This is a genomic window from Proteus sp. FZP2095 (assembly GCF_023701425.1).
GTDB lineage: Bacteria > Pseudomonadota > Gammaproteobacteria > Enterobacterales > Enterobacteriaceae > Proteus > Proteus cibarius.
This window is the reverse complement of record NZ_JAMQBJ010000001.1, coordinates 1,230,659-1,245,212: the sequence shown is the minus strand read 5'-3', so window position 1 is coordinate 1,245,212 and position 14,554 is coordinate 1,230,659. Positions and strand designations below refer to the sequence as shown.

General features: G+C 37.8%; 11 protein-coding genes. 6 read left to right on the top strand and 5 right to left on the bottom strand.

From position 1 onward, the window contains the following. Positions 1–2: 2 nt before the first annotated feature. From NBG71_RS05945 to NBG71_RS05935, 3 genes are read right to left on the bottom strand one after another with little or no spacing between them, the layout of a single operon-like run. The gene (locus NBG71_RS05945; protein ID WP_250916645.1) at positions 3–671 is read right to left on the bottom strand and encodes a M15 family metallopeptidase; all 669 of its coding nucleotides are present in this window, start codon (positions 669–671) and stop codon (positions 3–5) included. Further along, a complete protein-coding gene (gene dapE / locus NBG71_RS05940; RefSeq protein WP_109418869.1) occupies positions 668–1,798 on the bottom strand; it encodes a succinyl-diaminopimelate desuccinylase in 1,131 nt (376 codons plus the stop codon). Before dapE ends, NBG71_RS05945 begins: the two co-directional genes overlap by 4 nt. Before the next feature lie 5 nt (positions 1,799–1,803). Beyond that, positions 1,804–2,175: an ArsC family reductase gene (locus NBG71_RS05935; protein ID WP_075671864.1), complete on the bottom strand. Its 372-nt coding sequence runs from the start codon at positions 2,173–2,175 to the stop codon at positions 1,804–1,806. A 206-nt stretch (positions 2,176–2,381) separates the two neighbouring features. Here NBG71_RS05935 and NBG71_RS05930 point away from each other — a divergent pair, with 206 nt between their 5' ends. Continuing rightward, the gene (locus NBG71_RS05930; protein WP_075671863.1) at positions 2,382–2,942 is read left to right on the top strand and encodes an SEN1982 family lipoprotein; all 561 of its coding nucleotides are present in this window, start codon (positions 2,382–2,384) and stop codon (positions 2,940–2,942) included. A gap of 79 nt (positions 2,943–3,021) precedes the next feature. Here the strand turns inward: NBG71_RS05930 and NBG71_RS05925 are convergent, their stop codons facing one another. Beyond that, the gene (locus NBG71_RS05925) at positions 3,022–3,645 is read right to left on the bottom strand and encodes a response regulator (RefSeq protein WP_075671862.1); all 624 of its coding nucleotides are present in this window, start codon (positions 3,643–3,645) and stop codon (positions 3,022–3,024) included. A gap of 556 nt (positions 3,646–4,201) precedes the next feature. Between NBG71_RS05925 and maeB the strand changes: the two genes are divergently transcribed. The 5 genes from maeB to NBG71_RS05900 all read left to right on the top strand — a co-directional run bounded on the left by maeB (position 4,202) and on the right by NBG71_RS05900 (position 12,968). Further along, on the top strand, positions 4,202–6,484 hold the full coding sequence (gene maeB, locus NBG71_RS05920) for an NADP-dependent oxaloacetate-decarboxylating malate dehydrogenase (RefSeq protein ID WP_250916644.1): 2,283 nt from the start codon (positions 4,202–4,204) through the stop codon (positions 6,482–6,484). Between the two features lie 182 nt (positions 6,485–6,666). Continuing rightward, positions 6,667–7,536, top strand: a complete 870-nt coding sequence (locus tag NBG71_RS05915) for a ChaN family lipoprotein (RefSeq protein ID WP_075671859.1) — start codon at positions 6,667–6,669, stop codon at positions 7,534–7,536. Between the two features lie 84 nt (positions 7,537–7,620). After that, positions 7,621–8,364 (top strand): energy transducer TonB family protein, encoded by a 744-nt coding sequence (locus tag NBG71_RS05910; RefSeq protein WP_223673588.1) that lies wholly within the window; start codon positions 7,621–7,623, stop codon positions 8,362–8,364. Positions 8,365–8,392: 28 nt separating this feature from the next. After that, a complete protein-coding gene (locus NBG71_RS05905; RefSeq protein WP_211838400.1) occupies positions 8,393–10,561 on the top strand; it encodes a S9 family peptidase in 2,169 nt (722 codons plus the stop codon). A gap of 163 nt (positions 10,562–10,724) precedes the next feature. After that, the gene (locus tag NBG71_RS05900; protein WP_250916643.1) at positions 10,725–12,968 is read left to right on the top strand and encodes a TonB-dependent receptor; all 2,244 of its coding nucleotides are present in this window, start codon (positions 10,725–10,727) and stop codon (positions 12,966–12,968) included. A 107-nt stretch (positions 12,969–13,075) separates the two neighbouring features. Here NBG71_RS05900 and xseA read toward each other — a convergent pair whose 3' ends face one another. After that, positions 13,076–14,458, bottom strand: a complete 1,383-nt coding sequence (gene xseA, locus NBG71_RS05895) for an exodeoxyribonuclease VII large subunit (protein WP_098942515.1) — start codon at positions 14,456–14,458, stop codon at positions 13,076–13,078. Between the last annotated feature and the right edge of the window lie 96 nt (positions 14,459–14,554).

The window sequence follows — 14,554 nt, the reverse complement described above, 5'->3', positions numbered from 1 at the left end:
CGTTATTCAGGCAAAACAATGTAACGTGCAAATATTTCATCAAGATTAGCTAATAGCCACTGTTTACCATAAATATTTTCTTCTTCTAACACCGATTTTAGAATATCAGGTGTGTAAGCAAGCGAAGCTTCATGAGAAAGTGGCCAGTAACTGATATGCCAAGGCTCGTAAGCAATATCGCTTTCTTTATGAGTAAAAGGGCGATAAAAATCATACGCTGACATATTCTCCGTTAACCATCCATTAAGCTCTGCAAAATAGCCACCTTCTTCGTATTCCCAAGGTTCTAATTGTAATGATTGACCTTCAGATAAGCGAAAAGGGTCGTAAATATCAATCTCAGTACCCCAATGATGGCGACTTGCACCGGGCAACGCCGACCATTTTAAAATAGCGAGACAGCGTTCACCTTCTGATAATGCATGAATATCCATTGGTTGGCTCTGTGCATCTAAAACAGGACGACTGCCTTCAAACTTTCCATTCCATATCGCTAATTGACGATTAAAATCACGAAAAGAGCTAGCTGGCATTAATTTAAAGCCTGCTTTTGTGGCTTGTTGCTGTAACGCTAAAAAAGCCTTAGTGGCATTAAATTGTAAGCGATGCTGACCGGATAAAGTGACTAAATGGTCGGTAGAACGGCCCGTTAGCATTAAAGGCGTTATCATAAAATAAGTTGCTCCATAACCCGCTGATAAATTCGGCTAAGTTGTTGTAAATCGGCTGCATTAACACACTCATTAACTTTATGGATTGTTGCATTAACGGGGCCTAATTCGACAACTTGTGCTCCCATTTGGGCAATAAATCTACCATCAGAAGTGCCCCCACTGGTGGAGAGTTCTGGCTCTAAATTGGTGTAATGCTTAACTGAGTAGCGTACTGCTTCAAGTAACTTACCTTGTCCAGTAATAAAAGGCTGACCAGATAACGACCATTCTAATTGGTAGCGAAGTTGGTGTTTTTGTAATAACGCTTCTGTGCGTTGACGAATTTCTTCATCCGTAATTGCGGTACTAAAGCGGAAATTAAATTGAATAAACAGCTCACCGGGGATCACATTATTACTGCCTGTACCTGCATGAATATTGGCAATTTGCATTGTGGTGGCAGGGAAAAATTCGTTGCCTTCATCCCAAACGGTATTAACAAGTTCTTGGATAAAAGGAGAGGCAAGATGAATAGGATTTTCTGCAAGGTGAGGATACGCGACATGACCTTGCACACCTTGAATAATTAAATTTGCTGTTATTGAGCCTCGGCGACCATTTTTTACCATATCACCTAAATGATGTTGGCTTGAAGGTTCACCCACAAGGCAATAATCAAGGCGTTCGCCACGTGATATTAATGATTGTACGACCTTAACCGTACCATCTGCGGCTTTAGCTTCTTCATCTGATGTAATTAAAAAAGCGAGTCGTCCACGGTGATCAGGATAAGATCGAACAAAGCGCTCAGCGGCTACAATCATGGCGGCAAGCGAACCTTTCATATCTGCTGCTCCGCGCCCATATAACATACCATCACGAATAGATGGTTCAAAAGGTGGGTTATCCCATAAATTAGGATCACCTGTTGGTACAACATCAGTATGACCAGCAAAAGCCAGCGTTTCACCTTCACCACCACGACAAGCCCAGAGATTTTCAGTTTCACCAAAAGGCATTCTTTCAATGGTAAAACCAAGAGGGGCAAGCCTATCAATAATCAATTGCTGACAACCTTGATCATCAGGGCTGATTGATGGACGCGAAATCAGTTGTTGTGCAAGCTCAATAACAGGACAGGACATAAAAATTAGGCTCCTGTAAAGGTCGAATAATCATTGGTATCAAAACCAACGATAAAGCGGTTGTCAGATGACACAAGAATAGGACGTTTAATAATGGCTGGTTTATCTAACATAAGTGAAATTGCAGAGGTAACATCAGTGATTGCGTTCTTTTCTTCATCGGATAATTGACGCCAAGTTGTTCCTCTTTTATTCACAAGTGTCTGCCAATCTAAATTTTCTGTAAAGGTGCGTAATAATGCTTCCGTCAAACCCTCTTTGCGGTAATCATGAAACGCGTAAGGAATATGATTATCATCTAACCATTTACGCGCTTTTTTGATGGTATCGCAATTTTTTATGCCGTACATGGTATATGTCAGGTTTGTCGTGGACATGATATTTTCCTTATATGACAATACGTAATATTAGTATTGATGTTAATGAGTGTTATACAATTCCAAAATAACAGCTTTTGTTGTAGTGAAAAATCCTATTTACATTATAAAATATATCGGATATTAAACTGTCACGTTAGTGTAACGAATTGTGTAGCGTAGAGTAATACAAATACGAATAAAGATTTCCGTTGGTAAAAGAAAATATGAAAAGTATTTCACTGAGTCTTATATTGCTTTTACTCTCTTCTTTTAGTTGGGCAGACGAAGAAAAAGACAGTCCAAAAGTTGATGAGTATAAAATAGCCTTAGAGGCCTTTTTTAACAGTGATTATTTATTGTGTTTGGGCGAAGGGAAATGGCCTGTGTACAGCAATGAAGATGATGCACCTTGGGTATTAGAAAGAATGCATGCATTAGTCGAAGCAGGATTGATTGAACAAACCGCAAATGGAGAAGAGTGGGTGTTCAATCTTAGTGAAAAAGGGCGCAAAGCTTGGCAACCTTATCAAGACTTCTGTTATGGTCATCTTTTCATTAGTCAGATAAAAGAAATTCAGCCAATAGGCTCAGGTAAAAGTAAAATTTATTTCTATTATGGAGTGAAAGGTGTTCCTTCATGGGCAACCAATGAAGAAATACAATCTGCTTTTAGCGAACTTGATATTGTGATTAATGGGATAAATCGAGAGCTGTATCAGTTAAATATTGAGAAATTACCTGATAACCATTTTAAAGTATTGAGTTATCCAGTACCTATTGAGTAACAAATGACTTGATGTAGCCTTAAATGGAATATTAAAACGATATATCTTATTACCCCGACCTAGCGTCGGGGTAAAACGTTTAGTGCTGATGCTTAATAAGAATAAGACTGGCAGCTAAACGAGAAGTGACTTGCAGTTTCTTTAAAATATTACGAATGTGAACTTTCACTGTTTCTTCAGAAATAAATAAATTCTCAGCAATTTGCTTATTTTTCATTCCAGCAGACACTTCATGAAGAACATCTAATTCTCTTTTAGTCAACGCTGAAAGTGGATCAGAATAGTTTTGTCTAAGCTGAATATATTGCCACACTCGCTCGCTATAAACTGGATGCCCAACAGCTGCTTTGCGTAGACTAAGTAATAGCATGTCTAATTCACACTCTTTTAAAAGATAACCGTTTGCGCCTGCATCCAACGCAGCATAAACATCATTACGTGAATCAGAAACGGATAAAACAAGAACATAAGATGTTAAACCAGAGCGACGAAGTGTCCGAATAATATCAATACCTGAACGCCCTTGTAGATTTAAATCCATCATAATTAAGTCTGGATTCAATTGTTTTGCAGCGGTTACAGCCTCTTGAGCATTGCCACTTTCGCTTACTACGACAAAATCCTTGTCTTTTTCTAACAATAGCCGTAATCCATATCTCATGATAGGGTGATCATCCACTATCATAATTGAGTAGCTAGGCATAACCCCTCTCCCTAAAAAAAAATAATAATGTGTGTAATCTTTCCAATAGCAGAAAATAAAAAAGTAAATTCCAAATGAGGAATAAAAATTAGAATCAGACATCTTATTAAAAGAATAAGAAAATAAAATTGACGGTTGGCAATATTACACCAATTATTGTTACTGGTAAAAAAGAAAATAACCAAAAAGACTAACAAAAAATCCAATTCTATAAAATCTTTATAGTTACAATGAGTTGTGCGGGGGTGAGACTATTTTAAAAATAATCAACAAGTGAAAATAGTTATTGTTTTTTTAAACTATATAAAAAATTTAATTATTTTAAATGTTAATTTAATATCTGGTAAATAATAAACAAATATTGTCTTTTTTCTGTTCGAGTTTATTACACAGATGAAATTAAATAGCGTCAATAATATACCTATAATTAGGTATTAATTGTTTATAATGGATCTCGTTTACTAATTTGAAAAAAGTGTCGGAGCCGTCATGATTTAACGCTCCATTACCATTATACTAACGAAGCCCTTACCCTATTGATACAAAGGATATGAAGATGGAAGACAAATTAAAACAAAGCGCTCTGGATTTTCATGAATTTCCCGTACCAGGCAAAATCACAGTAACACCGACAAAACCACTCATAACTCAACGTGATTTAGCATTAGCTTATTCACCAGGTGTCGCCGCTCCTTGTTTAGAAATTGCAGCCGATCCTCTTGCCGCTTATCGCTATACAGCTAAAGGCAACCTTGTCGCGGTGATTTCAAATGGTACTGCAGTACTTGGACTTGGAAATATCGGTGCCTTAGCAGGTAAGCCTGTGATGGAAGGTAAAGGCGTTTTATTTAAGAAGTTTTCTGGCGTTGATGTTTTTGACATCGAAGTTAATGAGACAGATCCTGATAAACTTGTTGATATTATTGCGTCATTAGAGCCAACATTTGGTGGTATTAACCTCGAAGACATTAAAGCACCAGAGTGTTTCTATATTGAGAAAAAACTGCGTGAGAAAATGAACATTCCTGTATTCCATGATGATCAGCATGGTACAGCGATTATTTCTACAGCAGCCATTCTCAATGGCTTACGTATTATTAAAAAAGAGATCAGCAAAGTAAAATTAGTGGTATCAGGAGCCGGCGCCGCATCTATTGCTTGTATGAACTTATTGGTTGCTTTAGGGCTAACACGCGAAAACATCACTGTATGTGACTCTAAAGGGGTTATCTACCGCGGTCGTGAAGCCAATATGGCAGAAACTAAAGCGGCTTATGCGATTGAAGATAATGGTACTCGTACATTAGATGATGTAATTAATAATGCTGACATCTTCTTAGGTTGTTCAGGGCCGGGCGTATTAACGCAAGAAATGGTCAAAAAAATGGCACGCGATCCACTTATTCTCGCGCTTGCAAATCCAGAACCTGAAATTTTACCACCGCTAGCAAAAGCAGTACGTTCAGATGCAATTATCTGTACAGGGCGTTCAGACTACCCAAATCAGGTTAATAACGTATTGTGTTTCCCATTCATTTTCCGTGGCGCATTAGACGTTGGTGCGACTGCAATTAATGAGGAAATGAAACTCGCCTGTGTTCATGCTATTGCAGAATTAGCGTTAGCAGAACAAAACGAAGAAGTTGCTTCTGCTTATGGTGATCAGGAACTCTCTTTTGGTCCTGAATACATTATTCCAAAACCATTTGATCCACGTTTGATTGTGAAAATTGCGCCAGCAGTTGCAAAAGCAGCGATGGATTCTGGTGTTGCGACACGTCCAATTGAAGACTTCTCTGCTTATATTGAACACCTTAATGAGTTTGTTTATAAAACAAACTTATTTATGAAGCCTATTTTCTCTCAAGCGAAGAAAGAGAAAAAACGTATTGTATTAGCAGAAGGGGAAGAAAACCGTGTACTGCATGCAACGCAAGAACTAGTAACGTTAGGATTAGCCACACCAATCTTAATTGGTCGCCCTAGTGTGATTGAAATGCGTATTCAGAAATTGGGTTTACATATTAAAGCCGGTAAAGACTTTGAAGTGGTGAATAATGAAAACGATCCACGTTTCAAAGAGTACTGGCAAGAATATCACCAAATCATGAAACGTCGCGGTGTATCACAAGAGCAAGCTCGCCGTGCAATGATTGGTAATCCAACACTGATTGGTGCCATTATGGTTCGCCGAGGTGAAGCAGACGGCCTGATTTGCGGTACAGTAGGTAGCTATTCTGAACATTTTGAAATCTACAAAAATGTGTTCGGTTTACGTGAAGGAATGGAAACAGCTGGCGCAATGAACGCACTGTTATTGCCAAGTGGTAACACCTTTATTACAGATACTTACGTTAATGAAGATCCAACCGCAGAACAGCTAGCCGATATAACGATTATGGCTGCTGATACTATCCGTCGCTTTGGTATTGAGCCAAAAGCAGCTCTGGTTTCTCGTTCAAGCTTTGGTTCATTCGATAGCCCATCTTCAATTAAACTCAGAAAAGCATTAGAGATAATCAAACAACGCGCACCTGAATTAGAAATTGATGGTGAAATGCACGCAGATGCGGCATTAGTAGAATCTATTCGTCGTGACGTGATGCCAGATAGTCCATTAAAAGGCTCTGCAAACCTGTTAGTTATGCCAACAATGGAAGCCGCACGTATTAGCTATAACTTATTACGTGTAACGAGCTCTGATGGTGTAACAGTAGGGCCTGTATTAATGGGTGTTGCTAAACCAGCACACATCTTGACACCAATTGCGTCAGTACGTCGTATCGTGAATATGGTGGCATTAGCTGTTGTTGAAGCTCAGGCAAAATCTCAAAACTAATTGTTACTAATTAGATAGTCACATCCATAAAGCGCCTTTTATCAGGCGCTTTTTTTGTATCTTTAAAATAGGTATAAAAGCACCAAATGCAAATTAATATAAGAATGATATTGATAATTATTAGCAATAATATTAACCTATTTGCCCAACTGAAGTAAGTATATATAACTAATAGGATGATTATGTTTTTCTCAATATCAAAAAGGATCTTACTACTAGTTTCATTAATTAGTCTTTCAGCATGTCATTCGATAGAAAAACAACCTGCATCACCCGTAGATCTGACAATTATTCAGTCGGCAAATATCATTGATACTCAGACTGGGCAATCCATCACAGCAGATACACTATTAACACGATTAGCAAGTCAATCACGTGTGATTATTGGCGAAAAACATGACAATGCTTATCATCATGATATTGAATATTGGTTGATGACAGAGTTACCTAAAAAGCGACCCCAAGGCGCTGTTTTACTCGAGATGCTAACGCCAAGCCAGCAATCCTTAGTTGATAACACAAAGAAACGTTATTCAGGATCTGAATACTTACGTGATGAGCGATTAATGGCTGCATTAAAGTGGAATTCAGGTTGGCCTTGGAAATGGTATGGCAATATTGTTAAAGCAGGACTAAGCGCCGATTATCCTTTATTAGCCGCCAATATTGATCGTAGTGAAATATCTAGTGCGTATAAAAATCCTCCTATTATTGATGGTGTGCATTCAACTGATAAATCCGTTCGCCAACTTATTCAAAAAACAATCGAGCTTTCTCATGGTGGCGAGCTTGATAAAACACAAGCAGAAAAAATGACAGTTATCCAGCAATTGCGTGATCGTGCAATGGCGAAAAGTTTATTAGATGCTCCTACGCCTGCACTTTTAATTGCTGGCTCTTTTCATGCCACAAAAATAATGGGTGTACCTTTACACGTTGCTGATTTAGCGCCGAATGAAAACGTGACAGTCGTGATAATGGCAGAAGAGGGAAGTGATGTTACTTCAGTTCATGCAGATTATCTTTGGATAACACCTGTCGCATTACCTTAATTTATTGATAACACGATTATGCTTATTTCCTCTTGTATGGATCAAATGCCAAAATTTCAGCTTTGCAGTTCTAAGGCGTTAATTTTGGCTATCGGTGTACACGCTGTTTTTGTCATGGCTTATTTTTTTCTCAATAAAGAAAATACGGTATTAATACAAGAGCCTGAATTAGCTGTAATGATGAGCTTAAGTGAAAATGTACAAGCGCTCAGTGATGAAAAACAGGTTGTAGGAGTCGATCAACAACTGGCAGTGGCAAGCCAAAAAAAGATAGAGCAGGATATTGCTGAAAAGCAGCCTGATCTTATTGTGAATGAAAATGCTGATATTTTGATCGAAAAACCCCAAAAAAGGGTTAATGTAGAGCAAACTGCTAAAGTAACTCCTGTTACCTCTCCTGTAAAACCTGCACCGATTATGAGTGAAAATGTGTCTAGCCAATCAGCACCTTCAAGTAGTCGCTCCGCGGCGAAACAGCAATCTAATGATGTCAGTGCAAATTATGACAGCGATTCAGATAGCTCAGAAAGCGCATTAGCATTATGGCAAGCTAAAACAAAAGGACACCTTAATCGCTATAAAGCCTATCCTGAAGAAGCAAAAAGCAAAGGCAGAAGTGGTGTTTCTAAAGTACGCTTTTTTGTTGATGAACAAGGTTATGTCATATCCAGTGAATTAATTCTCAGCAGTGGTGTGCGCTCTTTAGATAGAGAAGCACAAAGAGTACTCAAACGTGCAGAGCCCTTACCGATACCGCCAATTGAGTTATTGTCGAAAGGTAAAATAATGGTTGAAATGCCAATTGAGTTTTCTACACTAACGTTCTAACGACAGGTTAAAAAGGAAATAAAACGTTATGCTAGTCGCAACAAAAAAACGGATGACGTTGCAATTAACGAGTGCGATCATGGCTTTGTTAATTTCAACAACACCTGCATTGGCTCAAAATCAAAAGGACTCCCTAGTGACGCCACCAAAAGCGAATAAAGTGCCTCATGTGATGACAGAACATGGCGATGCACGTACTGATAATTATTATTGGCTAAGAGATGATTCACGCAAAGATCCAAAAGTGCTTGATTATCTGAATGCTGAAAACGCTTATACCGAATCTGTAATGAAAGAAGGTAAGGCATTAGAAGAAACACTCTTCAATGAGATGGTTAGCCGTATGGCTCAAAATGATGAGTCTGTGCCTTATATTTATAATGGCTATACTTATCGTACTATTTACCAAGAAGGTAAAGATTTTCCTATTTATCAGCGTAAGCCAGTTAATAGTGAAGGTGAATGGGAAGTTCTCGTTGATGGAAACGAACGTGCTAAAGGGCATGAATTCTATCAATTAGGTGATTTGACCATTAGCCCAGATAACAAACGCATTGCCATTGCAGAAGATAAAGAAGGGCGCAGAAACTATAATGTTGCCTATAAAGATTTATCAGATAACACATGGAAAGAGAATGTGTTAACCAATATCTCAGCAAACTTAGTGTGGGCAAATGATAGCAAAACACTATTTTATGTTGATAAAGATCCGCAAACACTACTGCCTTATCAAATCTATCGCCATCAATATGGCACAGATCGTAAACAAGACGTCAAAATCTTTGAAGAAAACGATGATCGTTTTTATACCTGGATGGGTAAAAGTAAATCTGAAGATTACATTCTGGTCTCTATCGAAAGTTCAACCACTTCAGAGTCTCGCTTAATTGATGCAAATGCACCAGAAAAACCAATGGTTATCTTCTCTGCACGTCAAGAAGGGCGCGAATATGATATCGACCATTTTAATGGTGAATTTTATATTCGTTCGAATCATGAGAGTGAATTATTTGGTCTTTATAAAACGGCCTCAATTGATAAGCCTTGGGAAACCGTCATTGCGCCACAAAAAGATGTCGATTTAGAAGGTTTTGATCTCTTTAATCGCTGGTTGGTGGTTGAAGAAAGAAAGCAAGGTTTAGTGTCATTACGCCAAATTGATTGGAAAACAGGTCAATCAACCAATGTCACATTTGACGATCCTGTTTATATGGCATGGTTAGGGTTTAACCCTCAAGCAGATAGTGAAGAGCTTCGGTTCGGTTATACATCCATGACAACACCATCTTCAACTTATCAATGGAATATGCAAACACATCAAAAGCAACTGCTTAAACAGCAAGAAGTGAAAGGCTTTGAACGTGATTTGTATGAAAGTGAGCGCATTTGGGTAAAAGCACAAGATGGTGTTGAAGTTCCCGTATCATTGGTTTACCGCAAAGACTTATTTAAGAAAGGTGAAAATCCTATCTTAATTTATGGTTATGGCTCTTACGGTAGTAGTATTGATCCTTCATTTAGCTCACCTCGTTTAAGTTTGTTAGACCGAGGTTTTGTCTATGCGATTGTGCATGTGCGTGGTGGTGGTGAATTAGGTAAGCGCTGGTATAACCAAGGTAAAATGGAACATAAGGTTAATACTTTTACTGACTTTATTGATGCCACTAAATACCTAATTGCTGAAGGTTACGGAGCACCTAAACACGTTTATGCTATGGGGGGCAGTGCGGGTGGTTTATTAATGGGCGCTGTTGTGAATATGGCACCAGAATTATACCGTGGTGTTGTATCTCAAGTTCCATTTGTTGATGTTGTGACAACCATGCTAGATGCATCAATCCCTTTAACAACAGGGGAATATGAAGAGTGGGGAAATCCTGCTGATAGAGACGTTTATTTCCGCTTAAAATCATATAGCCCATACGATAATGTCGTTGCTAAGGCTTATCCTCATTTATTAGTCACAACAGGATTACATGATTCACAAGTGCAATATTGGGAGCCTGCAAAGTGGGTTGCTAAATTGCGTGAATTAAAAACAGATAATAATCTATTATTACTTGATACTAATATGAGTGCAGGACACGGCGGTAAATCAGGACGTTTTAACCGCTTACGCGATACTGCGAAAGAATATGCCTTTATTCTGATGTTAGAACAACCTGAAGTCTATTTTAAAGCTCAAAATATAAAATAGAATAATCTGTAATAATAAATAAGTTTAATAAAATTAGCCTGTCTCTCTTTAAGAGAGACAGCGCTATTATTTAAAGCGAATATAATAATAATATTTTTTGGTTTAATTACTTTATATAAAGCAACGTGAGCCTATTTCAATAAAAATAAAGAATAGGTTTATTATGAAGTTTACAAGGAAAATACTTAGTACTCTTATTTTATTTTCAGGTGTTAATCATCTCGTCATCGCATCTGAAGTGGATAAAGCGGTTCAATTTAGTAGCTTAAAAGTTTCATCAGCACAAAAAGAAACACCAGAACAGAAAACATTGGGAAAACCAGGTGCTTGTAGTTCTATTGGTGAAATTAATAATCTCGAGTCTGTTGAACAAGCATTGCGATCAACCCCTGGGACTTACACTCAAATGGATGTAAGTCAACCAGGTGTGAGTGTCAATATTCGCGGACTTAGTGGGTTTGGGCGCGTTAATATGATGGTAGATGGTGTTACGCAAACAACATATAGCACATCTCCTAGCCAAATTAGCCATGGTGGTCAGCCATATAATCAATTTAATAGCATGCTTGATCCAAACTTTATTGTTCAAGTTGATATTTCTCGAGGTCAACAAGATGGTGAAAATAGTATCAATGCCTTAGCAGGTAGCGCTAATTTTAAAACTATTGGTATCGAAGATATTTTATTTAAAGGAAATTCATGGGGAGTAAGAAGTAAAGCAGCTGGTGGTACTAATGGGTTAGGTTATAACGGTATGGTTGCTTTTGCAGGACAACGTTCATTATTTAATGATAATGGTACAGCTGGTGCAATGATTGCGTTAAGTGGACACAAAATAGAATCTTCTTATAAAAATGGTGCTGGTTTTAATAGTGAAGAATTTGCGACTAATAAACATTTTAATCAAAAGCCCCATTCAGAATTAGCAAAAATTAATATTAAACCAAACGATTCCCATGAATTAGAATTAAGTGGTCGATTTTATAATAATAATTTTAATCGACGTAAAATTGATGCTAAAGATTATTATGCAAAATATCGCTATACACCATTAAATGATCTTTTTGACAGTGAAATTCGTTTGAGTCACAGCCAAGCGTCTCAAAAATTTGAAGGCGATTCTTTAATGAGCTTGCGTAATGCAAATGCCAAAAATACCTCTGATTCTCTCGTAGTTAAAAATACCAGCCGTTTTAATTATGGTGAAATTGATATGGCATTAACACTCGGCTCTAAATTAATGTCAACAGAATACAAGCGTAGTGTTATTGCGCCTTCTACGGACCCGTGGCAAGCAAATAATATGGTTGAAAATAATACATTTGCACCACAAGGAAAAAATGATTTAACTAGCTTCTTTTCACAAATGAAATTTGAATACGATATTTATACTCTTGACCTAAATTTAAATTATGTGGATTACAATATAAAAGGATATAAGCCAGCGTGTGCGGCTCGTGATGCATGTTTCCCTGAAGGTGAAATGAATGTAAATCGTCATGATAGAAATTGGGATCCTGGGGTGTTACTTTCCGCTGAAATTATTTCTGAATTTCAACCCTTTGTTAGTTATGCTCACACCATGAGAGCACCCACTTCACAAGAGATCTTTTTTGCCAATGAAGGTGGTGCTTCAATGAATCCATATTTAAAGAGTGAAAAGGCTGATACATTCCAGCTTGGGTTTAATAGTTACCGCCCTGATTTAATTATCGAAGGTGATAGCTTTCGATTTAAAGGATTATGGTATTACACAAAGATCAAAAATTATATTTCTAGTGAATCTTTTATCGTGTGCAAAGGAGGGATCCGTTGTAGAGCTGATGATACATTAACATTGGATGATTACGCCAATATGGAAAATGACGGTAATATTAATCTTCATACTAACAGTATCGATCCTGTGGTTTTACGTGGCTATGAGTTACAAGCTAATTATGATGCAGAAGTATTCTACGCTAATCTGTCATATAGTGATCAACGCACATCACAACCCACATCAATTGCTAGCTTAGATTTTGGACAATCACCAGCTTCTGAGCTTCCTAAATATTATGCCACTATAGATACAGGTATTCGCCTCTTTGATGACAGGTCATTAGAACTGGGTACGGTTATTCAAATAACAGGTAAATCACGAAAATCTTCACCAGAAGGTGTTGATTACGATTTAGGTATAGTGCCAATGGTTGAACAAGAAAAAATCCCAACGATAATTGACGTTTATGGTAATTATCAAATTAATAAAAATATCTCACTGAAATTCGCAGTACATAATTTAATGAATAAAAACTATTCTAATGCGCTTGATAGAAGTAATTCATCACCAATTATGCAAGATCCGAGTGCTAATACACAAACAGCTCGCGGTAGAAGTTATCTTTTTGCAGGAGAAGTACGTTTTTAATGTAACGTAATGATTATCATAAAATATAAATAATAAAAAACGGCATCAGTATAATTCGGATGCCGTTTTCCTTTTTTATTTATGTTGAACTAAACCATTTGATATGGCTAATTCTCATTTTTAGAGGCAGTCTTACGTTTAGCTTTTATCTTTTGTGTTTTAACCACTTCACTGGTGATCCAACCATCTTCAACACGCGTTTTTAGCGGATCGCCCACTTTCACCTGTTTGGTATTTTTCAGCACTTCTCCAGACTCTGTTTCGCTAATACTGTAACCACGAGAAAGTGTTGCGAGAGGACTCACACTTTCTAAGCGAGAACAGCTAATAGCGAATTGTTCACGTTGACGAGACAACTGTTGTGAAATACTTTCTCGCATACGGTAAATTAACTGTTGTTGTTGGCGAAGTAATGCTTGAATTTGGGAACTAGGCTCTTGGTAATTAAGGCGTTTTTGTAGTTGTGTTTGTTGATGTTGTTTGGCTTGCAATAGTCGCTGAAAACTAGAAACTAAACGCTGTTGTGTTGAAGCCAATACATTTTGCTGACGAGCAAGACGTAAATGAGGATGCTGTTGTTGTAAACGATGATGAAGTTGTGTTATTGCGCGTAATTTTTTTGCTAAATAGTAATCCATCGCCATTTCAAGGCGTTGTTGTTGTGATTGTAATTGGCGCAATAGCTCGAGCTTGTTACGGCTGATTAGTTCTGCTGCTGCAGAAGGAGTTGGTGCTCTAAGGTCGGCAATAAAATCAGCTATGGTTACATCAGTTTCATGGCCAACGGCGCTTACAATCGGAATTTCGCTGGCAAAAATAGCACGAGCAACACGTTCATCATTAAATGCCCAGAGATCTTCTAACGAGCCACCGCCACGACCAACAATTAAAACATCACACTCTTTGCGGCGGTTAGCAAGCTCGATGGCATGAACAATTTGCATAGGCGCTTCAGCACCTTGAACCGCAGTTGGATAGATAAGAACAGGCAAAGAGGGATCACGACGGCGAAGAATATTTAAAATGTCGTGCAGTGCTGCTCCTGTTGATGAAGTGATAACACCAATTTGTTTAGCGGGTGATGGCAGGGGTTTTTTATGAATAGCATCAAATAAACCTTCAGCACTGAGTTTTTGTTTTAACAGCTCAAATTGTTGTTGTAAAAGTCCGTCACCCGCAGGTTGCATACTTTCAACAATCAATTGGTAATCACCTCGTGGTTCATACAATGTAATTGTTGCACGCACTAAAACTTGCTGACCATGTTGAGGACGAAAATTCACTTTACTATTTTGACCACGAAACATCGCCGCTCTAATTTGGGCATTAGTATCTTTTAACGTAAAATACCAGTGACCAGAAGAGGGTTGAGTAAAGTTGGAAATTTCAGCGCTGATCCAAATGCGACCCATTTCCATTTCTAATAACTGGCGAACGGTCTTATTTAGACGGCTAACAGTAAAAATATTATTGTTTATCGGTAGTGTCATGTGAGCCAGATCAAATTTTAAAACAAAGACTTAATTGACTGATACTACCTAAGTTAGTGGCAGGATCAATAAAAATTTTGAAAAAAAAGCTAGAAG